The sequence below is a fragment of the Thermotalea metallivorans genome, from assembly GCF_001562415.1.
Lineage (GTDB): Bacteria > Bacillota > Clostridia > Peptostreptococcales > Thermotaleaceae > Thermotalea > Thermotalea metallivorans.
In genome coordinates this window covers 16,630-41,085 of sequence record NZ_LOEE01000036.1, presented here as the reverse complement: position 1 = coordinate 41,085, position 24,456 = coordinate 16,630, and the positions used below count along the sequence as shown (strand labels likewise).

Genomic DNA, 24,456 nt, shown 5'->3' with positions numbered 1-24,456 from the left:
AAGAATTAATATTTGATACTTTCGTATCCAGCTTCGAAAGTGCCAAAATTTATTCAACCGTTAAAGAAGCTGTGCAGAGCTTCCTTGACAAAGATCAGGTAGCTTAGTCAAACTTGTAAAGTGGTATCCTGTTTTATATAGTGTAGGGCAAAACGAACTGGCCAGAGAGTAGATTGCCTAACAAAATATAAAAAAATATAAAAATGAAAAGGAGATGGTGTTTTATGCCTAGCGCAGGAGATATTAAGAGCGTAAAAGTAACAATGTACAAAGAGGATGCTTGGAGAGCAAAAGAAGAGATCAATAACATGCAAAACTTTGATTTAGATGATATGATTGCATGGGGTGGTACTTTTATTGGCTTAGCTGGTCTATCAATAAGTCTTGCATCCTCAATAGTTGCAGCTGCATTTGGACTTACTGACATGTTTGCAGATGATTACCTTGAAGCACAAGAAGATTTTTATGAATACGTATATAGAGAAATGACTAAAGCAACCAATCCTGCACTCTATGCAGTAATTACTCAAAACTATAAGTACATTGTGACTGGTAAAGGTAGTGGCTGGATTTTAGATGGTCAACCAAAAGCAAACTATTATTTTACAGATTATTAAAAAAGAGGGAAATCCCTCTTTTTTAGTATCTACGTTTTGCCCAAGTTAGTAGAATACAGATAAATATAAAAATAATCCAACCTATTTTTCCTATTAAAGATAGATCATTTGAATGCAATAAGAAAAATGCTGCTGCTAGAATACAAATTAAAAGTACTCTGATTTCTCGGCTCATACTACACCCCTTATTTTCCGATATAATAAATGTTATACAAACATCAATCTATTTTCTACTCTAAAAATATATTCTAAGTATCTAAATTTTGTACAAAGACCTAATGCTAGATTGGATAACTTATCCATTAGAACATATCCCAAAAATAACGCAAGGTAATACCACATACCTGTCGAAGTGGTATTCTTACAATAAAAACTCTACGAAAGGTGGTATTACTTTACAAATAATATAACATTTCACCAGGGTAATTGCAAGGAAGAGACTGCTTCAGTATATAAGGGATATTCAGAAGATCAATTTAGTGATGATGATCCTGTTATGTTAATGCATATGAAATAATAGAATCAACACAAATTAGAAAAACATAAAAATATTGTAAAAAGGGTAAAGGGACAAGTTTATAAAAAGAATCGTTCCAAAGAATAAGGTTTTCCATTTTTGTTTATTAATACATATTTCAGGTTATTTTTCAAGAGGGTCCTATAGAGACCCTCTTATTTTTTTGGGTATTTTCAAGCTTTTATTTACCAATGGAAAATTGTACAACTCAGTAATATATCCGGTGTTTTAATAAATATAAATAGAATAGGATATTTTATCGGAGGGATATGTCCTATGATTTTTAAAAAATACAAACTGATCTTTTTCATTATGGCTGTATTTCTTATTGGTTTGTTTCTTTATATGAACAGACCCATTTCCCATGTACCGGCCTGACCATATCTTTAAAGGCTGGATTGCCTTTTTAAAAATGAGAATAAAGGGGGAATTCGTTTATGAAAAAAATTTTTATGGTTCTTTTGGCAGGACTGCTGGTATTTTCCTTAGCACTGTCAGGCTGTGCAAAGCAGCAGGTCCAGCAATCGGCACAGCCTGAGCAGGCCAAAACCCCAGAAGAAAAAGTGGATGTGGTAAAAATCGGTGCCATATTTCCTCTGACAGGTTCCGCGGCGTCCACCGGTGTGAAACTGAAATATGCAGTAGAAACGGCGGAGGAGATCATTAACGGTGAGCATCCGGAACTGGATATGCCCCTGGCTAGAGAAGCTGGATTGCCCAATCTGGGGAATGCAAAGGTAAAATTTATCTTTGCTGATCACCAGGCAAACCCGGAGGTGGCAAAATCGGAGGCAGAACGATTGATACAAAATGAAAAGGTTGTAGGCCTTATCGGCTGCTACCACAGCTCGGCCACAAAGCCTGCCAGCCAAGTTGCTGAAAGATTCCGGATTCCCTTTGTGGCGGGATCATCCAGTTCTGCAGCATTAACGGAAAGGGGATTGGAGTACTTTACAAGGATTGCACCCAATGACGATATGGAGACTGCATTTTTCTTTGAGTATCTAAAGTATCTGAATGCAACATACGATGCCGGCATCAAAACCATCGGCGTAGCCTATATCGACAATGAATATGGCGTGCACGCGGCCCAGATGGTGGATAAATGGCTCAAGGATAAATATCAAGGGGAAGGCTTTGAAAAAGTAGTGGATGTAAAATATCCAAAGGATCTCTCCAATGTGGATACGGAGGTACAAAAGATTAAGGCAGCTAAACCCGATGCCATTTTCCATGCTTCCTACATAGGAGACATCACACAATTTGTGAAAAAATATAAAGAGTTTGATGTGGTGCCAAAGGCTGTTGTCAATTACTGCGGAGGGTTCCAAGATCCTCAGTTTGTCGTAAACCTAGGCAAGGATGCTGACTTCTTCTCCGGTTCCAATGCAACGGCTCCCAGCTTGTTTGCCAAAATGGATACTTTAAATAAAATTAATGAAATCTATAAGAAAAAATCCGGTGTGGATTTTGACGGCCCTGCTTTGGAAGACTTTGCTTCAGCTATGGTTATTGCCGATGCCATTAACCAAGCGGGCACCATTGATTCTCAAAAAGTAATGGAGGCAATCAAATCCGCTGTCTTTGAGGCACCCTATTTTGTTTCAGGAAAGATCAAATTTGGCAAGAACGGACAAAATGAATATTCTGCTTCTGTCATGGTGCAAACCCAGAATGGAAAATATGAGGCTGTATGGCCTGTGGACTATCAAACGGCTGAACCTATTCCTACTTTTCCGGCATGGAAGAATCGATAAGCCCAACATGCAGATGGGAAATGGCAAAAGCATATAACAGATATGGAGGAAATTAGGGGAGAAGGGATTCTCCCCTAATTTCCAAAAATTTTACGGCTGTATGTCTATGAAAAAGAAAGGAGGAGGCACGGTTGATTTTACAAATCATTGTTTCGGGCATTCTGATGGGATTTGTCTATTCCCTGGTTGCCGTGGGGCTAACGTTAACCTGGGGTGTATTGGATATCATCAACTTTGCCCATGGAGAATTTTTAATGATGGGCATGTATTCAGCTTTTTGGATGTACAGTCTATTTGGGATGGATCCTCTGCTTTCCATTCCTTTTGCCATGGGGATTGTATTTGTAATGGGATATTTCACCTATAGGCTGATCATCAAAAAAGTAATCAATGCCCCTGGATTGACAGCCTTGCTGGCTACCTTTGGTCTAAGCTTGCTGTTGAGAAATCTGGCCCAATTCATCTGGTCACCCAACTATAGATTTATCAATCAGTCCATTGTCATGGACAAAAAGATTGTATTGGGCAGTATTACCCTCGGCGTTCCCCAGATGGTGGCTGCTATCAGCAGCATTGTCATGACCATGGCCGTCTTCTATTTCGTAGAAAAAACCAAAACAGGCAGAGCCATTCAGGCTACGGCCTTGGATAAAAATACGGCGAAACTAATGGGAATCCATACGGAAAAAATCTATGCCTTGACCTTTGGAATTTCCGGGGCTTGTGTTGGGATTGCAGGGGCATTGACGGCTACTTTCTTTCCCATTCACCCAGAATCGGGGGCCTTGTACAGCCTGCTGGCCTTTGTCATTGTCGCCTTGGGAGGCTTTGGCAATATCAAGGGGGCCCTGTATAGTGCCATTATTATTGGCATTACAGAAGCCTTGGGAGGTTTTCTGTTCGGAACACAATTCAAATATGCCCTCGTATTTCTCATCTATCTCATTGTAATACAAATAAAACCAAAGGGGTTGTTCGGATGGTAGAGACAAAGAAAATATTCAGCCAAAAGCAAGTCCTTTCGTGGATGTGCATCCTCATTGCGGTTCTCCCCTTGGCAATTCCCAATATGAATTTTCACCATGTAATGATCATGTTTGTCATCTTTGCAGCATTAGGGCAGTCCTGGAATATCATTACCGGCTTTGCGGGGCAGACATCCTTTGGACATGCAGCCTTCTTCGGCATAGGGGCCTATACATCCTCCGTACTGTTTTGGAAATATATGGTGAGCCCTTGGGTAGGCATGCTATTGGGAGCCCTGATTGCAATGGGGGTTGCCGTCATAGTGAGTTACCCCTGCTTTCAATTGAAAGGCCACTATTTCGCCATTGCTACTCTGGCTATAGGAGAAATCATTCAACAAATATTTGTCAGTTGGGAATATGTGGAGGGAGCTACGGGCATTTCTCTGCCCATATTGCCGGAAGGGTTTCTTCAATTGCAATTTCATCAATCAAAGCTGCCATATTTCTATATCGCCTATGTTTTGTTTGTCCTTGTGATTGTTGTTGCCTACGGCATTGAGCATTCAAAAATGGGCTACTACCTAAAGGCAATCCGGGAAAGCCAGGAAGCCGGAGAGGCCATCGGCATCAATCCTACACGGTATAAACTTTTTGCCATGATGATCAGTTCTTTTATGACAGCCATCTTTGGCTCCCTGTATGCCCAATATATTCTTTATATTGACCCTTTTATGGTGTTTAGCCTGCCCTTATCGATGAAAATTGTACTGCTGACGGTGTTGGGAGGCCTTGGAACTCTGTATGGTCCCATCATCGGGGCGGCAATTTTAATTCCCTTATCGGAGTATACCCGGATTCTTTTCGGGGGTACGGGAAAGGGCATCGACTTGATTATATTCGGATTGCTGGTAGTTCTTGTAGCTTGCTACCAACCGAAGGGGATGATCGGGCTGTTTGGCGGGTGGGCCCGAAAAGGACAAAGAACAGGTGGTGAAAAGGGTGAATAAGGTCATGTTGAAAGTAGATGGCATTACCATGAGATTTGGGAATTTGATAGCCAACGAAGATGTGGAGTTTCAAGTGCATGAAGGGGAGATTGTCAGTTTGATTGGTCCCAATGGGGCAGGAAAAACCACACTGTTCAACTGCATCACGGGCTTTTATAAACCCTACGCAGGGAGGGTGATCTTTCGGGGGAAGGATATTACGTTTTTGCCGCCCCACCAGATTTGCAGGTTGGGGTTGACAAGAACCTTTCAGATCGTAAAAACCTTAAAGGAAATGACGGTGAAAGAGAATATCTTGACGGGAGCCTTCCTGCATGCCAGGAAAAGAAAGGAAGCAGAGGCAATTGCCGAAGAGATTATAGAACTGACCCATCTGACCGGCAAAAAGGATCAGTTGGGGGCCAATTTGACCATTGCAGATAAAAAACGACTGGAAATTGCCCGGGCTTTGGCCACAAAACCCTTAATGCTTATGCTGGATGAAACGATGGCAGGACTCAATCAGACAGAAATCAAGGAAGCCATGGAACTTTGCGTCAAACTGAAGAAAGCTGGGGTTACATTGGTCATCGTGGAGCATATTATGGAGGCGATTATGCCCATATCCGACAGGGTGATCGTATTAAATTCAGGGAAAAAAATTGCAGAGGGAGCACCGGAGGATGTGGTGAAGGATGAACAGGTAATCAAGGCATATTTAGGGGAGAGATACTATGCTAAAAGTAAAAAATGTTAGTGCAGGCTATGAGCATATTCCTGTGCTGTTTGATGTGTCCTTTGAAATCCAAGGTGGGGAAGTAGTAGCCATTGTAGGGTCAAACGGCGCAGGAAAAACGACGATTTTGAGAACTATCTCGGGAATTTTGAAGCCCATGGCGGGGGAGATAGAATTTTTGGGAGAAAGGATTGACAATATTCCTGCCCATAAAATCGTGGAAAAAGGCATTGCCCATGTGCCCGAGGGCAGGCATGTTTTTGGAAAAATGACGATCCTCGATAACCTGCTTCTGGGAGCGTATACGTTGAAATCCCAAGAAGATATTCGTAGTGTTTTGAAAGAAGTATATGATATTTTTCCAAAGCTCAAAGATCGGGAAAATCAAAAGGCTGAGACATTAAGCGGCGGCGAGCAGCAAATGCTGGCCATCGCCAGGGCCATGATGTCAAAACCGAAGCTGCTGCTGGTGGATGAAATGTCCTTAGGACTAATGCCTCTGTTGGTAGATAAGGTTTTGAGCATTCTCAAGGCAATCAGCGAGCGGGGGGTGACGGTTCTTTTGGTGGAGCAGAAGGTTCAAGAAGCTTTGGAGATCGCCGACAGAGGCTACGTCCTCCAGACGGGCCGTGTGATCGCCGAAGGAACGGGAAAGGCCTTGCTGGCGTCTGAAAGGGTAAAAAGGGCTTATCTGGGCATGTGATGTTGACAATTCCCATTGCTTTGTCTAAAGTCTGAGGGGTCCATAAGACCCCTCTCTATGTAGAGAGGAAAATCCTTACATCTTTTAGGGACTAGGAAAGTTGGACATGATATTGTGCTATAATAAATAAAAGATAGGACCAAAGGAGAAGAAGAATATGGAAATGTACAAAACAAAGGATTGGGAAAAATTTGATCAGGATTGGGTAAAGGGAATTCAAGAGAATTTGATTTGCTGGTATAGACAGAATCATCGAAAACTGCCTTGGAGAGAGACCCAAAATCCCTATGCCATATGGGTTTCGGAGGTAATGCTCCAGCAGACTAGGGTAGAAACGGTGATTCCATATTTTCAGCAGTTTATGGAGAAATTTCCCACCGTCGAAGCCTTGGCCAAGGCCCATGAGGAGGAAGTATTGAAGGCTTGGGAAGGTTTAGGCTATTACTCCAGGGCTAGAAATCTTCACAGGGGCGCAAAGGTGGTGGCGGAACATTATGGAGGAAGGATTCCCCATCGCCTGAAGGAAATCAAAAAAATACCGGGCATCGGTTCCTATACGGCAGGGGCCATATTGAGCATTGCCTACGGACAACCTGTGCCTGCAGTGGATGGCAATGTCATGCGGGTTTTTTCCAGGGTTTTCTGTGTCCAGGAAGACATTGGGGGGGAAAAGACCAAAAAAGAAATGGAGAAAATAGGAGCTGTGGTGATTCCACCGGAAAATCCTTCCTTTTTCAATCAGGGACTGATGGAATTGGGCGCCCTCATTTGTACCCCCATAGCTCCCAAGTGTATTGCCTGCCCCATTTTTGAAGCATGCTGCGCACGACAAAAAGGGATTCAGCACGAGCTGCCCATCAAAAAGAAAAAAACAAAGGTGAAAGAGGTTTTCTTAGAGGTGGGGCTTGTCTGGAAAGGGGACAAGCTGCTGATTACCAAAAGGCCCGGGGATAGTCTTTTGGCAGGCCTGTGGGGTTTTCCGGCAGTGGAGCGGGAAAAAGGCTGGGAGCGGGGAAAAAGTATCCGGCAGGAGTTAAAGGATACCTACGGTATGGAAGTGACAGGAGCGAAGCATGTATTGGATGCCACCCATATTTTTACCCATCTGAAATGGCACATGGAGGTCTACGTCGCCTGTTTCATGGAAGAGGCAAAAATTGAATATCCTCCCGTCCAATGGGTCACCCTGAAGGAAATCAAACAATATCCTATTCCCACGGCATTTCGAAAGGTGCTGAAAAAAATAAAAGAAATCGATGATTGCGGAAAAATTTAATATTATATTTGAAAAATTTATTATATAATAGAATAGTTAGAGTAGCGAAATAAATTTTTGTGCAAAGTGGGTTGGGGATATGATTGCAGAAGAAAAAAGGCATCCTTGCAAGCAGGAGATTCGCAGGAAAATATACGGTATGATTCTGCCCATCTGTTTGGAAAATATACTGCAGATGCTGGCAGGCTTTCTATCTACAGCTATGATCGGGAGGACGGGAGCCGTGGCCGTTGCAGCCGTAGGGCTGAGCATGCGCATTACCTATATTGTATGGGCACTGTTCAAAGGAGTTGCCACGGGGGGAACGGTATTTGCAGCCCAGGCCTTCGGGGCCCAGGATCATAAAAAACTGAGGAATGTAATACAGCAAACCCTACTGTCGTCCATTTTGCTTGTGATTGTCATTCAGCAGGGGATCTATTGGAAAGCCGATTTTTTTATCCAGTGGTTCCATGCGGAAGGGGAGCTGCTGGCCCAGAGTATCCTTTATTTAAAAATTGTTTCTTGGGGCCTGCCCTTTTTAGCCATCATGCTGGTAGTGGCAGGGGTATTGCAGGGGATGGGCAATACCAAGACACCTATGAAAATTGCATTGATCATGAATGTAGTCAATGTGATGGTCAGTTATCTGCTGATTTTCGGAAAATTAGGGTTTCCTAAGCTCGGGGTTGCCGGGGCTGCCGTAGGAACAGCCCTTGCCCAGCTTGTGGGAGCTTTGGTGGGACTTTATACATTGTTCCATCGGGATGGTGTGATGGCCGGGTTGCTGGGCCCCTCTTTTTTCAAATTTCAAGGGAAAAGAATCAAAGACATTTATCAAATGGGTATGCCTACGGCCTTTGAATCGATCTTCTGGCAGATTTGCACTATCCTGCTGACGAGGCTGATCCTGAAATTTGGCGTAACTTCTCTGGCAGCCCATCAATTGGGACTACAGGCAGAGGCCATCTCCTATATGCCTGCGGTGGGTTTCAGTGTTGCCGCCACGGCTTTTGTGGGCCAGGCAATCGGTGCCAGGGATCCAGATTTGGGGAAAAAATATATGGAGGAGATCATCAAGGGATCTATTGTACTTACCAGTATCAGTGTTTCCATACTATTCTTTTTTCCGTCACAGGTCATGGGCATCTTGACCAATCAGGCAGATGTAATTGCCTTAGGAGTAAAATATTTAATGCTCATGGCGATTGTCCAGATACCCCAGAATGTGGCAGGGGTGCTAAACGGAGCCTTGCGGGGAGCGGGCTTCACAAAAGCCCCCATGATTGTGGCGGGAACAGGATTATGGTTGGTGCGGCTTCCCTTCGCCTATATTTTGTCCCTTTATTTTGATTTCCATGTCTTGGGGGTTTGGCTGGCCATGACCCTGGATCTGGCCTTCCGCTTTGTATTGAGCTGTATTTTATACAGGCGCAAAAACATCTACCAATATATGTATCCCCAGGAAGAAAGGGCCTAAAGGCAGGAACTTTCAGTTTTGAAAAAGAAAAGTGTTTGACGACAAGCTCCTCGGGTATATACATCACTGTGCAGTATCCGTGGGATACTTCCAAAAATGGAAAAAAGCCTTGATTTTTCAAAAGAAATATTTTACACTTAATATTAATTAATAATAATTATTCATTATGGAGGGGATGTAGAATGGAAAACAAAAAAACATTAGAAAATTTAATGGCTGCCTTTGCAGGGGAATCCCAGGCAAACAGAAAATATTTGGCTTATGCCAAAAAAGCGGAGGCTGAAGGGAAAACCAACGCCGCAAAACTTTTCAGAGCTGCCGCCGATGCAGAAACACTTCATGCCCACAAGCACTTTGAAGTAGCAGGAAAGATCAAGAGCACTGCAGAAAATCTAGAGGATGCTGTAGGCGGTGAAACTTATGAATACAAGAGCATGTATCCGGAATTTTTAAAAGCAGCGGAAGAAGAAGGCCATCAAGAAGCCATCAGAACATTTACATATGCATTAAAGGCTGAGGAAGTCCATGCAAGACTGTATGAAGAAGCTCTTGCCAATTTAGACAGCACAGAGGAAGTGTTCTATTATCTGTGTCCTGTCTGTGGAAATATTGAAAAGGCTGTGCCGGAAAAATGCTTTATCTGCGGCGTGCCAGGAGAGAAGTTTATAAAATATTAGTAGAGAAAATTGAAAAGAATTATTTTTATAACCATCACTGTTTCCTCCTGTCAAGAGGGAATGGTGATGGTTTTGATGTTTATGTCGGAAAACGTCGAAGAGTTTTGTGGAAATACAAAAGGGAGAAAGTAAATTTTTGTAGAAAAGAATTATTAAAGCAATTATCCATACATATGAATCTTATATTGGGAAAGCAATATGATGCATGGAAATTATACAAGCAAAGGAGTCAATAGAAAGGAGATTTATTTTATGAAAAAAACAATTCCCATTTTGTTAATCTTAACTTTGATTTTATTTATCGTGCCAGTATCAGCAAATCCAATGAATTTAGCAAAGAAATTTATAGATATGGGCAATCATTGGGCAGAAGTAACCGTCAACAAACTCATAGAACTGGGTGTGATCAAAGGCTATGAAGATAATACATTTAGACCTGATAATACCATCACAAGAGCAGAATTTTCTACAGTTATCCGAAAAGCCTTTCAACTTGACTTTATAGACGGAAACAGCTTTACCGATACCAATCACCACTGGGCAGGAAAAGAAATTCATACATTAGTTGCGAAGGGGATTATAGATAAATCTGAATACGGTACAAAGTATTCACCAGATGAAAAAATCACAAGAATAGAAATGGCAAAAATGATCGTAAGAGCTATGGGCTTGGATGCCGAAGCAAAAGAAAAGGCAAATCAAACAACAACGTTTGCAGATGATAAAAATATAAAAGCAAAAGATAAGGGATATATCATCATAGCCAGTGAAAATAAAATTATCAACGGGTACCCTGATAATACTTTTAAACCCAATGGCAAGGCAACAAGAGCAGAAGCCAGTACAATGGTGATAAAAGCATTGGATGTATTAAAGGAACAACAGGCAAAGAAAGAACAAATTGACAAACTTAGAGATGCAGATGGAATTATTGATACTGCGAAACTTGAAAAAAATACAATTCAGGAATTAGGATATGATAAACCCGTCAGAAACGGCGATTTAGATCCTAAGATATATAAAGATAGGTCTATTCAAGAAAGAATGACAGCCATAGATCAAATCAGCAAAAAAATTATGTATCAGCCGGAAATTGTCAAACAAGCAGACATGAGTATGCTACCCATAAAGTTTAATAAAATCGTTATTACAGACATACACAAAGTTCCCTACGAAGAAGCCCCATATAAAGGGGATACACAAACCCTATGGAGTTTGTCAAAAGACAGCGATTGTATCGTTATCGAAGGCTATCCTGTAGAGATTGGTGATAAATACACAAAACTCTATCATACCAGCAGTATAGGATTAGGCATATTAAACAAAAAAGGAGAATTTGCATATGTCAATAGTGCTTGTTCATTTGACGAATGGAATGCCCAGAGACCTACTGAAAAGAAAATCAAAGAAATGTTTCCATACATTAAGTTCAGCATATCTCCTGCCTATGCTATACACGAGAAGTTTCATGCTTTTTATGTGCTTCCGAAGGATTTTGAATTAGAAAATATAGAAAAAATATTTATTGCTACTAGCTTTGATGACCACAACGAAGTATTAGAAATGGAATTCTCCAACTAAAAGGTTGGGGAATTTCTATTTTGAAATCTAAAAATAAGGAGGATTGGCAAATTGAGAAGAAAAAGAACTGTTGCTTTTCTGTTGATTTTTATACTATGTATAAACATTTTTAGCGGATTCATAAACCCCAAACAACCAGTCTACGCCAATACACCTTCTCCCTATCGTTATCGATTGGTAGTTGCATATTTTGAGTATTGGAAGCAGGCGGATGGGGTATTTAAGTGGCAGGATAGTCAAGGAGTTGTTCATACGATCGGAACAGGAAATCCTAACAGCTACCTTGTAAGCAACTATACATTCCCTGTTGCATTGATGTCAGGAAATTATGAAATTGAAAAGATTATGAATTATAATCAATATACCGGCAGTTGGGAGGATTTGAATTATACAGGGGGTCTGAGAGAAGACGAAATAAGAAAATTTTACATGGATTCTGCAGTGATTACCAATTCCAATGCATTGATAGGAGAAAAAAACACAACGGTATCTTTTACCGCCAGTTTTTATCCATTGTCAACAGATGATGCAAAAAAAATGTCTGAAACTGTATATCGTTCCTATATTGCTATTGTCATTAAATATGTGGACAGTGCATATAAGGAAGATCCCATCCAATGGGAAATTGACCATGGAATACGGACGGATAATATTACGGCTTCCTTGACAGGAAGTCGCCCACTTCTGTAAGTGGGGGATGAATGTCGCATTATTTGATATATAAACTATATGTAAATGCAAGGAGGTGTAACCTTGCTAAAAGCCTATAAATACAGGATATATCCAACAAAAGAACAAGAGGAATATTTTGCTAAAGTATATGGTTATGTAAGATTTATATACAACAAAATGCTCCATGACAAGATAGAACACTATAAAGAAACAGGAGAAATGCTAAATAATACACCTGCACAATACAAAAAAGAATTTCCATTTCTAAAGGAAGTAGATAGTCTTGCTCTTGCCAATGCACAGCTTAATTTAGAGAAGGCATATGTTAGCCATGTAATGGTAACGTGGGGGAAGGAACAGCCCTTTGAGCGTGGGTAAACTTGCTCCGTTGGGAGTATTGACCACGAAGTTCCCACTTCTATAAGTGAGGGTAGTTCACTTGTATATACCAATGAGGAAATAGAGGCAATGAAGAAAGAAAAAAGAAGTTTTATTATAAAAAAACCCTTGAAGAAGGAAAGGTGATATATGATGCCCTTTGGAAAAGAGAAAATAGTTTAGGCTATTTTATCCCCTGCAGAAGGTCTGGGATTGGCAGTATCTTTCATGTGTTCTTGTGATATAATACCAATATAGAAGGATAACTTAAAAATGAGGTGATATCGTGAAAATCAAGGTTACTGTTATCGTTCAAAAGGAAGAAAATTGGTATGTGGCGAAATGTATAGAAAATAATGTTGCTTCTCAAGGGAAGACAATTGAAGAATCAATTGAAAATTTACGGGAGGCTTTGGAATTATATTTTGAAGATGAAACTCCAGAAATTTCGGATATCCCTACTTTTGTAACAACAATGGAGGTAGCTTTATAATGGGGTCGAAATATCCTGTACTAACACCTGAAGAAATTATAAAGCTGCTTGAAAAATTTGGCTTTGAAAAGGTTTCACAAAAAGGTAGTCATGTGAAGTATAAAAAGATTGGAAATCCATCTCGCATCGTTATTATACCAATGCATAAGGAAATTGCTAAAGGTACTTTCAAAAGTATTTTAGAGCAGGCATCTATCAAGTTAGATGATTTTTTAGCACAATTATAATTTTATCATAGGATCCTTATGATCGTGACAGGGGACGGTTCTCTGACACGAGTTAAAAACAAATAAGCCCCGTAAGGGGACGGAAACAGAAATGATGTAAATATAAAGAATATGTGCTAATATAAATATAAGGAATATAAGTGCCTCAAGAGGAGGGATCTTTGTGGACAATGGCGGTTTTTATGGGGTGATGGTCTATGGTATTCCTGAGTTTTTAGGGGAAACTTTTCTTATCACCCATGATGAGAAAAAACTTTTATTAAAGCGCCAGAAAAAAGGTTTGTTCGGGCCTAGAGCGAAGGAAGTCTATGGGATTTCTCTGTCAGATGTTCTGTCTTTGGATATTTGCGAAACAGAGGCACTTGAGAAAAAGAAAAAAAGTATACTGGTTCGTGGTACTGCTGGTGGTCTGGCTTTCGGATGGGCAGGGGTCATTGCAGGGGTAATGAGCGGAGTCGGATCTAAGCATGTGGCAAAGAAGAAGCATTATGCAATTTTAGAACTTCGGCTTGATGGAAAATCGGAGTCCGTCATATTTGAGTTGGATGGCCTTGCAGCTACTTTTGCGAAGATGTATAAAAAGTTATTGGATATGGAATTAAGCACTCTTTAGGGGGCTTATTTTGTTAGGAGGGAAAACTTAAAAACAAATAAGCCCCCAAGGGGACAGGGATTAAGCTGAGTGAAAAATTGGGAACAGAATTTCAACATACATGTTTCGTCCATGGAAACATGATCTTTTCTTTTTGACAAATAATTTTAGATCTTTTTTCAGTACACTTGCAGAAATTGCTGTATAATAGGAATAGGAATGTTGAAATGATTCTGATAGATTAGAGGTGACGGAATGAAGCAGGAGGCAATTTTAGAGTATTATATGGTCAATGGGAGATTATATCCCACAGCAGATGTAAGATTTTTTGATGAAATTGATCCCAAAAGTATTTATGAAGTCATTCGAATCATTGATGGTGTACCCCTTTATTTGGAGGCCCATTTGGAACGGATGAGAAAATCAGCCCATATTTTGGGGTTTCAGATTCATAAAAGTGATCAGGAGATAGTTTCCGAGCTAGTACAGTTGGTGGAGGCCAACGGATGTCCCAATCTAAACGTAAAGCTTTTGTGCAGCCATCTTCAGAGCAGCAGCCAAACCTTTCTACTATGTTTTATAGAAAGCCATTATCCCGAGAGGGAAGTATACGGAAGGGGAATTGATACGATTTTATTCCATTCGGAGAGGGAAAACCCCAATGCCAAGGTGGTCAATGTGGGTTTAAGGGAGAGAATCCAGGAAGAAATAAAAAAAAAGGGAGCCTTTGAAGCTATTCTTGTAAATGATGAAGGATATATCACAGAGGGCAGCCGATCCAACATATTTTTTGTAAGGGGTGATATGGTTTACACGGCACCTGCGGGGGAAGTGCTTTTGGGCGTGACAAGGACGCGCATTATGGAAGTTTGCAAAGCATTAGGCATAGGGGTGATAGAACAGCCTATTCCGGTGAAAGACCTTGCAGGCATGGAAGGGGCTTTCATGACGGGAACCTCTGTCAATGTGCTGCCCATTGCCAGTATAGACCAACAAAAATTTGATTCTGTCAACCATCCCATCATTGAAAAAATTGCCCGGGGATATGAAAATGACATGGAAGCCTATAGGGCCTCCAGCAAAGTCCGGGCAAAATGTTAAGATACGGGATGTATGTTCAAGGGAAAGGAATAAGGAGGCAAGGCCTGCCGAAGATTTTGTTATAAACAAATTCCCTGAGGAATAATATAGATTATGTTGATGAATTGACAAAATTAGTATCAAGTTCACAATCAAATGAGGTGAAGCATAATATGATCAGTAAAAAGAATGCCATCATTAGTGCCATCATTTTGGTGCTGCTCACAAGTATTGCAACCTTTGCTTTTACCAATGCCTTTGCTTTAACCGTTGGGGAGAAGGTAGTGATTTCAAAAAAGAACTACGAGTATTATAAAGATCTGCAAAAAACCTATAACAAGGTCCTCGGTTTGAAGGAATTCATTGAGAAAAATTACTACAAGCCGGTAGATGAAAGCAAGATAGAGGACGGAATTTTGAAAGGATTGTTCCAGGCTTTGGAGGACCCTTACTCCGTTTATATGACAAAAAGTGAATTTGAAGACTTTATGACCCATACCAAGGGGAGCTATGGGGGGATTGGCGTGATCATGACTCCTGGGGAGGACGGCCTGATTACAGTGGTTTCTCCCATAGAAGACACACCGGGGGAAAGGGCGGGAATCAAATCCGGGGACAAGATCCTAAAGGTAAACGGGAAGGAAGTAACCGCCGATAAACTGGAAGAAGCAGTGGCAATGATTAAGGGTGATCCGGGGACGAAGGTAACCTTAACGGTTTACAGGGATGGAAAGGAGAAGCCCTTCGACGTGGAGATCGTAAGGGAAGAAATCCGATTAAAAACCGTAAAATCCAGGATGATGGAAAATGATATCGGATATATACGCATTACGATGTTTGATGAGCAGACTGCAGAAGATTTCAAGTCTCATTTGAAAAAGCTTCAACAGCAGCAGGTAAAAGGCCTGATCATTGATTTAAGGAATAATCCGGGCGGTTTATTGAGCGAGTGCGTAAAGATTGCCGATGAATTGCTAGGAAAGCAGGTCATCGTCTATACCCAGGACCGAGCCGGCAATCGGGAATATGAATATTCCGACGATAGGAAAATCAATATTCCTTATGTAATCCTGGTGAACAAAGGAAGTGCCAGCGCCTCGGAGATCTTGTCGGGGGCTGTGAAGGATACGAAGTCCGGAACACTGATTGGAACGACGACTTTTGGAAAAGGTCTGGTACAGCAGGTCAAAGCCCTGGAAGACGGTACAGGGTTTAAATTGACTACTTCCCAATATTTTACCCCCAATGGAACTTACATCCACGGAAAGGGAATTGAACCGGATATTGTGATAGAAATGTCCGAGGAGAAGATGGAGCGAGGGGATATAAAAGATCAGGAAGATTTGCAGTTGCAAAAGGGCATAGAGGTTTTGAAGAAAAAGCTGGGGATACAATAATTGCAAATGGTGCAGCGGCCTATGGCTGCTGCACCATGATTTTTCCTTCCAGGGGTTTTAAGGCAATATGGAGAAGTCCATCTACCACAAGGGTTTCCTTATCGTCCGCCAAAAGATCCTTCCAAGGTTGATGGCCCCATGCACTTGCGTCGAAGGACAAGGAGACAGAGTGATGGAGATTTCTGTTGATAAGCACAAGAATACTGCTGTTTTCCTTCTTCTGTCCCAAAACATCCTGATGATTTGCAATCCTCCGCAAATAGCCATAGACATCCTGGTGGAGGGGAAGGGAAATCCATTCCCCTGTAGTGAGGGCATCATATCGGTGGCGGAAGGAGATGATTTTTCTATACCATTCCAGTAATTCCTGATCTTCCTGTCCCCAGGGATAAGTGCGACGGTTTAAAGGATCATTGTAGCCCTCTACCCCTGCTTCATCGCCATAATAAATGCAGGGTACTCCCGGAAAGGTCATTTGGAGGAGAGAAAGCATCTTCAATCGGGCTACAGCTTTCTTTTTTTGCTCCGTGGACAACTTATAATGCTCCCGTTCTTCTTTGGTCAATAAAATTTCATCGGGAGCTTCTCCCAACAAGGTCAAAATCCGAGGTACATCGTGGCTTCCGATCAGATTCATGGCAGCATAAAAATGATGAAGAGGATAATTTTCATATAGGCTCATCAGGGCGCCATGGGTTTCAAAACTATCCTTGCGTCCTAGCATGAAGTCCAAGAGAATGTTTCGAAAGGGATAATTCATTACGGAATCCAGTTCTTCTCCCAACAGGTATTCCCGCAGCTCTCCATAGCTGGTCTTGCGGGATGCATCTTCCCAGACTTCTCCAATCAAAAGGGCGTCAGGATCATTTTCTTTTATTCTTTTCCGCAGGGCTTTGATGAATGCACCGGGCAGCTCATCGGCCACATCCAGGCGCCAGCCCTTGACGCCCATCCCCATCCAATAGTTGATGACACTGTCCTTCTGATGAATGATAAAGTTCTGATAGGAAGGCTCCATTTCATGCACATTGGGCAAGGTATCGATACCCCACCAGCATTCATATACATCGGGGTATTGTATAAAACGATACCAAGGGTAGTAAGGGGAATCTTTCGATTGATAAGCTCCCAGCTCCGGGTAGTTGCCTTCCTTATTGAAATAAATGCTGTCACTGCCTGTATGGCTGAATACGCCGTCAAGGATGATAGAGATTCCTTGTTCTCGAGCCTTTGCGCACAACAGTCGGAAGAATTCGTTATCTCCCAGCATGGGATCGATCTTTTTATAGTTGGCTGTATCGTATCTATGATTGCTCGGGGATTCAAATACGGGATTCAGGTAAATCACATCAATACCCAGGGATTTCAAATAGGGCAGTTTTTTCAATATTCCCTGCAGATTGCCACCGAAGAAATCATACTGCCGGATCCTGCCTGTTTTTTCATCACGGATATAGGCGGGCGGGGCATTCCAGTCAGGGTAAATATAGGCATTGGTCTTGGGATTTAAAATCTCTCCGTTCTCACAACCGTTGTAGAAACGGTCCGGAAAAATTTGATACATCACCGCAGATGCAAACCAATGGGGAATTGTTGCACCCTCTTTGTAGACGGTGATTTGATAGGAGGGCGGTTCATGGAGATAGATTTGCCCTACCCCTCCCGTTTGATTTTGGTTGTTCCCGTAGAAATAAATGCCTTCCCTTGTGGTGATGATGAAATAATACCACAAAAGACCTGGGGCAGCGGGTGCGGAAATTTCCGTTTCATAGGATTTTTGATCATGGGCTGTATGGCACAGAACCATGGGAATTTTTCTTTCTCCCTCCTGGTGGTCCCAAAGCCTGAGGATTATTTGAAGAATTTCTTCTTTTTTCCCTTGAAGGCTGATGCGAATAGAAATCCTCTGGCGGCACGGGACGGCCCCAAAGGGTTTGCGAAAAAAAGCTTGATGGGAATCATGGAGGATCCAATGGTCATTCATTGGATTCACCCACCTTTCTGCAATATTGTGGAATGATGGTAAAGGAGCAGATTCAATTGCCGATATAGACCGGTCTTATCTGCCAAATACCGGCGGCGTATTCTCCTATGGTTCTGTCACTGGAAAATCTTCCGGAATGGGCAATGTTGCAAATGCTCATGCGGGTCCAGCGATTTTTATCTTGATAGAGAGTATTGATCCGATGCTGGGCATCCGCATAAGGGGCAAAATCCTTTAATACAAAATATTCATCGTTGTGATAGAGGAGGCTGTCATAAAGATTTTTAAATTCATCCTGGGCTGCAGGGAGAAAACCATTGATCAGTTGGGATAAAATGGTTTTGATTCTCGCATCATGGTGGTAGACTTCCCAAGCACTGTAGCCGCCGTGGCGATAGTAGTCGAGCACTTCATGGGCCGCTAAACCGAAGATGACGATGTTTTCATCCCCTACGGCATCTCTGATTTCAATATTGGCGCCATCTAAGGTGCCGATGGTGATAGCTCCGTTCATCATGAATTTCATATTGCCGGTACCGGAAGCCTCTTTGCTGGCCGTAGAAATCTGCTGGCTGACCTCTGCTGCAGGAAAAATTCTCTCTCCCAAGGATACATTATAATTCTCCAGGAACACGACTTTGATTTTGTCCTTGATGGTTCGGTCATGATTGATCTTATCGGCTACGGCATGGATCAGCTTGATGGTTTGTTTCGCCTGATAATAGCTGGGGGCAGCCTTGCCGCCGAAGATGAAGGTTCTTGGGAAAATATCCAGATCGGGATTTTCCCTGAGTCTGTTGTAAAGGTCCAGAATGTGAAGGATATTGAGAAGCTGTCTTTTGTAGGCATGAATTCTCTTGATGTGCACATCAAAGATGGACTCCGGATGGATTCGGATGCCGCTTTTGTCTTCTATAAACTTGGCTAAGGCCAGTTTGTTGCTGTATTTGACGGCAGCTACCTTTTCCCGGAAGGAAGGGTCATCGGCGAATTTCATCAGGTGGATCAAATCCGTCGAGTGATGAAGCCAGCTTGGGCCGATGGCATCGGTAATCAATCGGGAAAGGGATGGGTTTGCCTTCAGGAGCCACCTTCTGGGGGTGATGCCGTTGGTTTTATTGTTGAATTTATAGGGAAAAACTTCATAGAATTCAGCCATAACCTGTTTTTTTAAGATTTCCGTGTGAATTTCTGCTACGCCGTTTACGCTGTGGCTGCCTGCCACAGCTAGATGAGCCATATGAACATATCCGTCGGCCAATATGGCCATGCGATGAATTTTTTCCCAGTCCCCCGGATACCGCTGCCAAAGCTCCCTGCAGAATCGTTCATTGATTTCGTGGACAATCATATAAATTCTTGGCAGAAGGGTCTGAAACAAGTCAATAGGCCATTTTTCTAAAGCTTCCGGCAGAATGGTATGATTGGTATAGGAGATGGTCCCGGTGGTAATCCGCCAAGCTTCATCCCAATCTATTTCTTCTTCGTCGATCAAGATCCGCATTAATTCCGGTATGGCCAGCACGGGGTGGGTATCGTTGATGTGAATAGCCACTTTTTCAGCAAAACCCTGCAGGCTGCCGTTTTTCTTTTTGTATCTTTGGATAATGCTTTGAAGACTGGCAGAAACAAGAAAATATTGTTGCTTTAATCGCAGCGTCCTTCCCTCCTGGTGGCGGTCGTCGGGATAGAGAATCTGAGAAATGGATTCTACTTCGTATTTATATTTTACGGCATTCAGGTAATCTCCACGGTTAAAAGTGGAAAAATCAAACTCCCGCATGGTTGTCTCTGCGCTCCAAAGGCGAAGGGTATTGACCGTGTTGTTTCGGAATCCTAAAATGGGCGTATCATAGGGAACAGCCAGAACGGCGTCATAGTTTTCATGGATAAATACGGTTCTGCCGTTGTTTTGATCCATTCGGACATTTCCGCCGAAACGGACTTCAACGGCTTTATCTGCCTTCCGGATTTCCCATACATTGCCGTTTTTCAGCCAAGAATCCGGAAGTTCTACTTGATAACCGTCTACAATTTTTTGCTCGAAAAAGCCGTATTTATAACGTATACTGCAGCCATGGCCCGGAAGCTGTAGGGAGGAAAGAGAATCCAAAAAACAGGCTGCCAGCCTGCCAAGGCCGCCGTTGCCAAGACCGGCATCGGGTTCAATGGACAGGATTTCATGCAGGTGAATGCCCAGTTCTTCCAAGGCTTCTGCAACAGTTTCTTTTAAATCCAAATAAATAAGATTTCTTTCCATCATTTTTCCCAGCAAAAACTCCATAGAAAAATAGTATACCTGTTTTTCTCCTTGTGCAGCATAGGCTTGATTGGTGGCAATCCATTTGCGGCTGATGAAATCCCGGATGATGGCACCAAGGGTCACATAGCAGTCCAAAGAAGATGCTTCCGAAATCATTTTCCCATGGATGGCTTCAAATTTTTCCAAAAACAGTTTCTGAAAATATTCTTTATCGATGTTCATCAAATCACTCCCTAAAATTTATGGGGCTTGAAAAAATAAAGTTTTATATAGGTTGATATACTGCTGGGCGGATTGGCGCCAACTGTAATCGCTATGAATGGCGTTTTCAAAAATCCTGCTCCATAATTTTTTATCCTGATAGTATTGAAGGGCTCTTCGGACCGTAAAAAGCATATCGTGGGCATTATAGTGGGTAAAGCTGAAACCGTTGCCGGTGCATGTATAGTCATTATAGGCTTGAACTGTATCCTTAAGACCTCCTGTTTCTCTTACAATAGGAACAGAACCGTAGCGCAGGGCAATGAGCTGTCCGATGCCGCAGGGCTCAAAACGGGAAGGCATGAGAAAAAGATCCGATGCTGCGTAGATTTGGCGGGCTAATTTTTCATCGAATTGTATATGGGCAGAGAGCTTATGGGGAAATCTTTCTGCTGCCCGGCGAAATAAAAGCTCATATTTTTCTTCGCCTGTACCCAAGACAACCATTTGCAGATCCAGAGACAGGAGTTCATCCAGAACGTGGGCGATCAGATCCAAACCCTTGGAGCTGACCAAGCGGGAAACAATGGCAACCATGGGAGTATTAGAATCTATAGGAAGACCAAGACTTTCCTGAAGTTTAATTTTATTAAAGGATTTATCCTGCAAGCTGTCATGATAAGGAAGAAAAATATAAGGGTCGTTAGCCGGATTGTAAAGGTCATAATCAATGCCGTTGACGATGCCGAACAAATGCTTCCTCCTTTTTTTCAACAGACCGTCCAGATTTTCACCATAGTAGGGCGTCTGGATTTCTTCTCCGTAGCTTTTGCTGACGGTGGTGAGAAGATCGGAAAAGACGAGACCTCCCTTCATATAATTGATTTGTCCGTAATATTCTAAACTGTCCATGGTAAAATAACTTTCATCTAATCCCAATACGTCACTCAGCAAGTGTTTTGGAAATATGCCCTGGTACTGGAGGTTATGGATGGTAAAGACCGTACGGATTTTCTCATAAAAGGGCAAATGACTGTAAAAGGATTCTAGAAAGACGCTGACAAGGCCTGTATGCCAGTCATGGCAGTGCAAAATTTGGGGTTGAAAATCCATATGGGGAAGAATCTCTAATACAGCACGGGAAAAATAGGCAAACCTTTCTCCGTCATCATCATAACCATAGATGTGCTTGCGATGGAAATAGTATTCATTGTCGATAAAATAGAAGGTGATACCGTCATGCTGCACTGTTTCAATACCGCAAAATTGATTGCGCCACGCTAGGGGAACCGTAATGCTTTTTTTCCATCTCATCTGACTTCTCCACTGTTCGGGAATCGTACCGTATTTCGGCAAAACTACACGGACATCCATTCCTTTTTGCTGAAGGGCCTTTGGAAGGGAGCCGATGACATCTGCCAGTCCCCCGGTTTTCACAAAGGGAGTTGCCTCTGATGCCACATGGAGTATTTTCAGCATTTGTTCATCATCCTTTCTTTAGATCATTGTCTTTTTCTGAACAATCATAGGATATTCCTTAGAGCCTGAAAGCCTTTGGCCCTTTGAGACAAGGACTTCCTTGTCAAGAATGACGCTTTCTAAGGCGGCACCTTCTTGTACCTCACAGTTCTGCATGAGGATGCTGTCTTTGATCCTGGCGCCTTTATGTATGCGCACCCCCCGGAATAAAATACAATTTTCAACGGTTCCTTCAATGACGCAGCCATTGGCGATCAAAGAATTTTTGACTTCTGCGTTTTCCATGTATTTTACTGGGGCTTGGTCCTTGACCTTTGTATAGATGGGGCCAGATTTGATAAAAATTTCTTCCCAAATGTTCGGATTGAGCAAAGCCATGTTGTGTCTATAGTAGCTTTGAACGGAGTGAATCCGACCCACATATCCCTGATGGCAATAGCCATAAACTTTCAGTCTTGAAAGGTTTTTTACAACACAATCCATCAAGAAGTCATACCCACCCTTGGCAAGGGTCTCGTCGATGATATCCATAAGGAAGTTTTTTTCCATGATGTAGGTGTCCATGGAAACCTTGTTGGTTTTAGGTTTATGGGGGCCCACTTCCATATCTGTAATCCGTCCGTCGGATACCAAATGAAGAATGGTGGAAGAAGAGAAGTCTTCCTTTGATAAATCTTCATCTGTATATAAAACGGTGATATCTGCATCGCTCTCCTTATGGAATTTTAAAGGATGGGTATAGTTGATATTGCAGACCAAGTTGCTGCGGGAGATTACCACGTATTTTTGCTTGCTTTTTCTCAGATATTCAAAGTTGTAGTGAAAATTCTCCAGATCCCCCTTCCGTATCCCGTCATAGTAGGGGGGAGGAAGGATAAACAAACCATCCCTTTTTGTGGCAAGGCCCCATTCTTTCCCGGAACGAAGGTGATCCATCAAGGAACGATATTTTCCCAATACGAGGATACCTACATTTTTGATCCCCGAATTTACCATATTGGACAGTACAAAATCAATCATTCGATAGCGGCCTCCGAAGGGAACAGAGGCAATATAGCGGTTTTCAGTAATTTCCTTCAACAGGTTTCCATTTTTTGTATTATTGATAATACCCATCAACTCACCCATATGTTCACACTCCTATTCTATAAAACTTCCTGGGGATTATTTTCTAGCCCATGGAAAAATATTCTAAATATAGGACAAATCATTTATCACAGAACCTTTGGGAATTTTTGTCCACCGGGGGATATCCATACCTTCTGCGATGACGGTAATACCGCTGTTTTCAGGCAGGTTCCCGCGGAATAGAAAATCAATTTCGTCGTACCCAATGAGACTGTCGCTGCGAACCAGAGTTCCTTCACAAATAATGGCTTTTTCAATGGTGACATTAGCACCGACTTTTACATTGGGCATGATTACGGAATCCACAATACGGGAACCAGGTCCTACATAAACGCCGGGAAAGATGACAGAATTTTCTACCTCTCCATGGATGAGACAGCCCTCGTTGATCAGAGAGCGATGAACCTTGGCACTGGGTGAAATATAGTTGGGGGGTTGGGTAGGATTGACGGAATAAATTCTCCAATCAGGGTCATAAAGATCCAGCTCAGGGTAGTCCGAAAGCAGGTCCATGTTGGCTTCCCAGTAACTTTCTATGGTCCCTACATCCTTCCAGTATCCTGAGAAACGGTAGGCGAACATTTTCTGGGAACCTTGCAGCATCTTGGGAATAATATTTTTGCCGAAGTCGTGGCTGGAAAGAGGATCCTGTTCATCGGCTTCCAGATATTCTTTTAACAGATGCCAGCGAAAAACATAGATACCCATGGAGGCCAAATTATTTTTAGGATATTCGGGTTTTTCTTCAAATGCAATGATTCGCCCCCATTCGTCGGTATGCATGATGCCAAAGCGGCTTGCTTCTTCCCAGGGGACCTGGATGACGGAGATGGTGGCATCGGCTTGATTGCTTTTATGTTCCTCAAGCATGAGGGAATAATCCATCTTGTAAATGTGGTCTCCCGATAGTATCAAAACATATTCCGGGTCGTATTGATCAATGAAATCCATGTTTTGGTAGATGGCATTAGCCGTTCCTTTATACCATTCGCCACCCAACTCTTTCACATAGGGAGGAAGAACGGTGACACCTCCATCCTTGCGGTCCAGATCCCAAGGGGCACCCGTGCCGATATAGGAGTTCAGCACCAGAGGCTTATATTGAGTGAGAACACCAATGGTATCAATATCGGAATGGCAGCAGTTGCTTAAGGTAAAATCAATAATACGGTATTTTCCACCAAAGGGAACGGCGGGTTTAGCTAATTTTTTTGTCAAGGTGCCCAGTCTGCTTCCTTGTCCTCCGGCTAAAATCATGGCAATACATTCTTTTTTGTGCATCTTC

At 42.3% G+C, this 24,456-nt stretch carries 22 protein-coding genes; 17 read left to right on the top strand and 5 right to left on the bottom strand.

Translation table 11 applies throughout. The features are described from left to right. Positions 1 to 224: 224 nt before the first annotated feature. The 17 genes from AN619_RS09200 (at position 225) to AN619_RS09120 (ending at position 16,116) form a co-directional block, all read left to right on the top strand. Positions 225 to 617: a hypothetical protein gene (locus AN619_RS09200; protein ID WP_068556414.1), complete on the top strand. Its 393-nt coding sequence runs from the start codon at positions 225 to 227 to the stop codon at positions 615 to 617. Between the two features lie 954 nt (positions 618 to 1,571). Next, complete coding sequence (locus tag AN619_RS09195) at positions 1,572 to 2,891, top strand: ABC transporter substrate-binding protein (protein WP_068556413.1); 1,320 nt, start codon at positions 1,572 to 1,574, stop codon at positions 2,889 to 2,891. Positions 2,892 to 3,022: 131 nt separating this feature from the next. Then, the gene (locus tag AN619_RS09190) at positions 3,023 to 3,877 is read left to right on the top strand and encodes a branched-chain amino acid ABC transporter permease (protein ID WP_068556412.1); all 855 of its coding nucleotides are present in this window, start codon (positions 3,023 to 3,025) and stop codon (positions 3,875 to 3,877) included. Continuing rightward, on the top strand, positions 3,871 to 4,866 hold the full coding sequence (locus AN619_RS09185; protein WP_083525065.1) for a branched-chain amino acid ABC transporter permease: 996 nt from the start codon (positions 3,871 to 3,873) through the stop codon (positions 4,864 to 4,866). The genes AN619_RS09190 and AN619_RS09185 overlap by 7 nt, the downstream gene beginning before the upstream one ends. Continuing rightward, a complete protein-coding gene (locus AN619_RS09180; RefSeq protein WP_083525064.1) occupies positions 4,859 to 5,602 on the top strand; it encodes an ABC transporter ATP-binding protein in 744 nt (247 codons plus the stop codon). Before AN619_RS09185 ends, AN619_RS09180 begins: the two co-directional genes overlap by 8 nt. After that, a complete protein-coding gene (locus tag AN619_RS09175; protein WP_068556411.1) occupies positions 5,580 to 6,284 on the top strand; it encodes an ABC transporter ATP-binding protein in 705 nt (234 codons plus the stop codon). The genes AN619_RS09180 and AN619_RS09175 overlap by 23 nt, the downstream gene beginning before the upstream one ends. Before the next feature lie 157 nt (positions 6,285 to 6,441). Then, positions 6,442 to 7,560, top strand: a complete 1,119-nt coding sequence (gene mutY / locus AN619_RS09170) for an A/G-specific adenine glycosylase (protein WP_083525063.1) — start codon at positions 6,442 to 6,444, stop codon at positions 7,558 to 7,560. A gap of 79 nt (positions 7,561 to 7,639) precedes the next feature. Continuing rightward, positions 7,640 to 9,019: an MATE family efflux transporter gene (locus AN619_RS09165; protein ID WP_068556410.1), complete on the top strand. Its 1,380-nt coding sequence runs from the start codon at positions 7,640 to 7,642 to the stop codon at positions 9,017 to 9,019. A 182-nt stretch (positions 9,020 to 9,201) separates the two neighbouring features. Beyond that, a complete protein-coding gene (locus AN619_RS09160) occupies positions 9,202 to 9,696 on the top strand; it encodes a rubrerythrin family protein (protein WP_068556409.1) in 495 nt (164 codons plus the stop codon). Between the two features lie 252 nt (positions 9,697 to 9,948). After that, positions 9,949 to 11,277 (top strand): S-layer homology domain-containing protein, encoded by a 1,329-nt coding sequence (locus AN619_RS09155; RefSeq protein WP_068556408.1) that lies wholly within the window; start codon positions 9,949 to 9,951, stop codon positions 11,275 to 11,277. A 51-nt stretch (positions 11,278 to 11,328) separates the two neighbouring features. Further along, positions 11,329 to 11,967: a hypothetical protein gene (locus AN619_RS09150; protein ID WP_068556407.1), complete on the top strand. Its 639-nt coding sequence runs from the start codon at positions 11,329 to 11,331 to the stop codon at positions 11,965 to 11,967. 63 nt (positions 11,968 to 12,030) lie between these two features. Then, a complete protein-coding gene (locus AN619_RS09145) occupies positions 12,031 to 12,327 on the top strand; it encodes a helix-turn-helix domain-containing protein (protein ID WP_068556406.1) in 297 nt (98 codons plus the stop codon). A 286-nt stretch (positions 12,328 to 12,613) separates the two neighbouring features. Continuing rightward, positions 12,614 to 12,820, top strand: coding sequence for a type II toxin-antitoxin system HicB family antitoxin (locus AN619_RS09140; protein WP_068556405.1), 207 nt, complete (start codon positions 12,614 to 12,616; stop codon positions 12,818 to 12,820). After that, complete coding sequence (locus AN619_RS09135) at positions 12,820 to 13,047, top strand: type II toxin-antitoxin system HicA family toxin (RefSeq protein ID WP_068556404.1); 228 nt, start codon at positions 12,820 to 12,822, stop codon at positions 13,045 to 13,047. Before AN619_RS09140 ends, AN619_RS09135 begins: the two co-directional genes overlap by 1 nt. A gap of 163 nt (positions 13,048 to 13,210) precedes the next feature. After that, entirely contained in the window at positions 13,211 to 13,660 is a 450-nt protein-coding gene (locus AN619_RS09130; RefSeq protein ID WP_068556403.1) for a hypothetical protein, read from the top strand. Between the two features lie 234 nt (positions 13,661 to 13,894). Next, complete coding sequence (locus AN619_RS09125; protein WP_068556402.1) at positions 13,895 to 14,740, top strand: aminotransferase class IV; 846 nt, start codon at positions 13,895 to 13,897, stop codon at positions 14,738 to 14,740. Positions 14,741 to 14,892: 152 nt separating this feature from the next. Next, positions 14,893 to 16,116: a S41 family peptidase gene (locus AN619_RS09120; RefSeq protein ID WP_068556401.1), complete on the top strand. Its 1,224-nt coding sequence runs from the start codon at positions 14,893 to 14,895 to the stop codon at positions 16,114 to 16,116. 19 nt (positions 16,117 to 16,135) lie between these two features. Here AN619_RS09120 and AN619_RS09115 read toward each other — a convergent pair whose 3' ends face one another. From AN619_RS09115 to AN619_RS09095, 5 genes are all read right to left on the bottom strand, one after another. Continuing rightward, positions 16,136 to 18,100, bottom strand: coding sequence for a glycoside hydrolase family 13 protein (locus AN619_RS09115; RefSeq protein ID WP_068556400.1), 1,965 nt, complete (start codon positions 18,098 to 18,100; stop codon positions 16,136 to 16,138). A 52-nt stretch (positions 18,101 to 18,152) separates the two neighbouring features. Continuing rightward, positions 18,153 to 20,585: a glycogen/starch/alpha-glucan phosphorylase gene (locus AN619_RS09110; RefSeq protein WP_068556399.1), complete on the bottom strand. Its 2,433-nt coding sequence runs from the start codon at positions 20,583 to 20,585 to the stop codon at positions 18,153 to 18,155. 18 nt (positions 20,586 to 20,603) lie between these two features. Next, positions 20,604 to 22,043, bottom strand: coding sequence for a glycogen synthase GlgA (glgA, locus tag AN619_RS09105; RefSeq protein WP_068556398.1), 1,440 nt, complete (start codon positions 22,041 to 22,043; stop codon positions 20,604 to 20,606). Between the two features lie 18 nt (positions 22,044 to 22,061). Beyond that, entirely contained in the window at positions 22,062 to 23,171 is a 1,110-nt protein-coding gene (gene glgD, locus AN619_RS09100) for a glucose-1-phosphate adenylyltransferase subunit GlgD (protein WP_068556397.1), read from the bottom strand. Between the two features lie 63 nt (positions 23,172 to 23,234). Continuing rightward, positions 23,235 to 24,452 carry a glucose-1-phosphate adenylyltransferase gene (locus tag AN619_RS09095; protein WP_068556396.1) on the bottom strand — a complete coding sequence of 406 codons (1,218 nt, stop codon included), beginning with the start codon at positions 24,450 to 24,452 and terminating at the stop codon, positions 23,235 to 23,237. Between the last annotated feature and the right edge of the window lie 4 nt (positions 24,453 to 24,456).

What these genes read in the sequence shown, in the direction of transcription:
- AN619_RS09120 (WP_068556401.1), top strand. Translation starts at nt 14,893, where the DNA reads ATGATCAGTAAAAAGAATGCCATCATTAGTGCCATCATTTTGGTGCTG.
- AN619_RS09135 (WP_068556404.1), top strand. Translation starts at nt 12,820, where the DNA reads ATGGGGTCGAAATATCCTGTACTAACACCTGAAGAAATTATAAAGCTG.
- AN619_RS09195 (WP_068556413.1), top strand. Translation starts at nt 1,572, where the DNA reads ATGAAAAAAATTTTTATGGTTCTTTTGGCAGGACTGCTGGTATTTTCC.
- glgA (WP_068556398.1), bottom strand. Translation starts at nt 22,043, where the DNA reads ATGCTGAAAATACTCCATGTGGCATCAGAGGCAACTCCCTTTGTGAAA.
- mutY (WP_083525063.1), top strand. Translation starts at nt 6,442, where the DNA reads ATGGAAATGTACAAAACAAAGGATTGGGAAAAATTTGATCAGGATTGG.
- AN619_RS09115 (WP_068556400.1), bottom strand. Translation starts at nt 18,100, where the DNA reads ATGAATGACCATTGGATCCTCCATGATTCCCATCAAGCTTTTTTTCGC.
- glgD (WP_068556397.1), bottom strand. Translation starts at nt 23,171, where the DNA reads ATGGGTGAGTTGATGGGTATTATCAATAATACAAAAAATGGAAACCTG.
- AN619_RS09185 (WP_083525065.1), top strand. Translation starts at nt 3,871, where the DNA reads ATGGTAGAGACAAAGAAAATATTCAGCCAAAAGCAAGTCCTTTCGTGG.
- AN619_RS09125 (WP_068556402.1), top strand. Translation starts at nt 13,895, where the DNA reads ATGAAGCAGGAGGCAATTTTAGAGTATTATATGGTCAATGGGAGATTA.
- AN619_RS09095 (WP_068556396.1), bottom strand. Translation starts at nt 24,452, where the DNA reads ATGCACAAAAAAGAATGTATTGCCATGATTTTAGCCGGAGGACAAGGA.
- AN619_RS09160 (WP_068556409.1), top strand. Translation starts at nt 9,202, where the DNA reads ATGGAAAACAAAAAAACATTAGAAAATTTAATGGCTGCCTTTGCAGGG.
- AN619_RS09175 (WP_068556411.1), top strand. Translation starts at nt 5,580, where the DNA reads ATGCTAAAAGTAAAAAATGTTAGTGCAGGCTATGAGCATATTCCTGTG.
- AN619_RS09155 (WP_068556408.1), top strand. Translation starts at nt 9,949, where the DNA reads ATGAAAAAAACAATTCCCATTTTGTTAATCTTAACTTTGATTTTATTT.
- AN619_RS09110 (WP_068556399.1), bottom strand. Translation starts at nt 20,585, where the DNA reads ATGAACATCGATAAAGAATATTTTCAGAAACTGTTTTTGGAAAAATTT.
- AN619_RS09165 (WP_068556410.1), top strand. Translation starts at nt 7,640, where the DNA reads ATGATTGCAGAAGAAAAAAGGCATCCTTGCAAGCAGGAGATTCGCAGG.
- AN619_RS09200 (WP_068556414.1), top strand. Translation starts at nt 225, where the DNA reads ATGCCTAGCGCAGGAGATATTAAGAGCGTAAAAGTAACAATGTACAAA.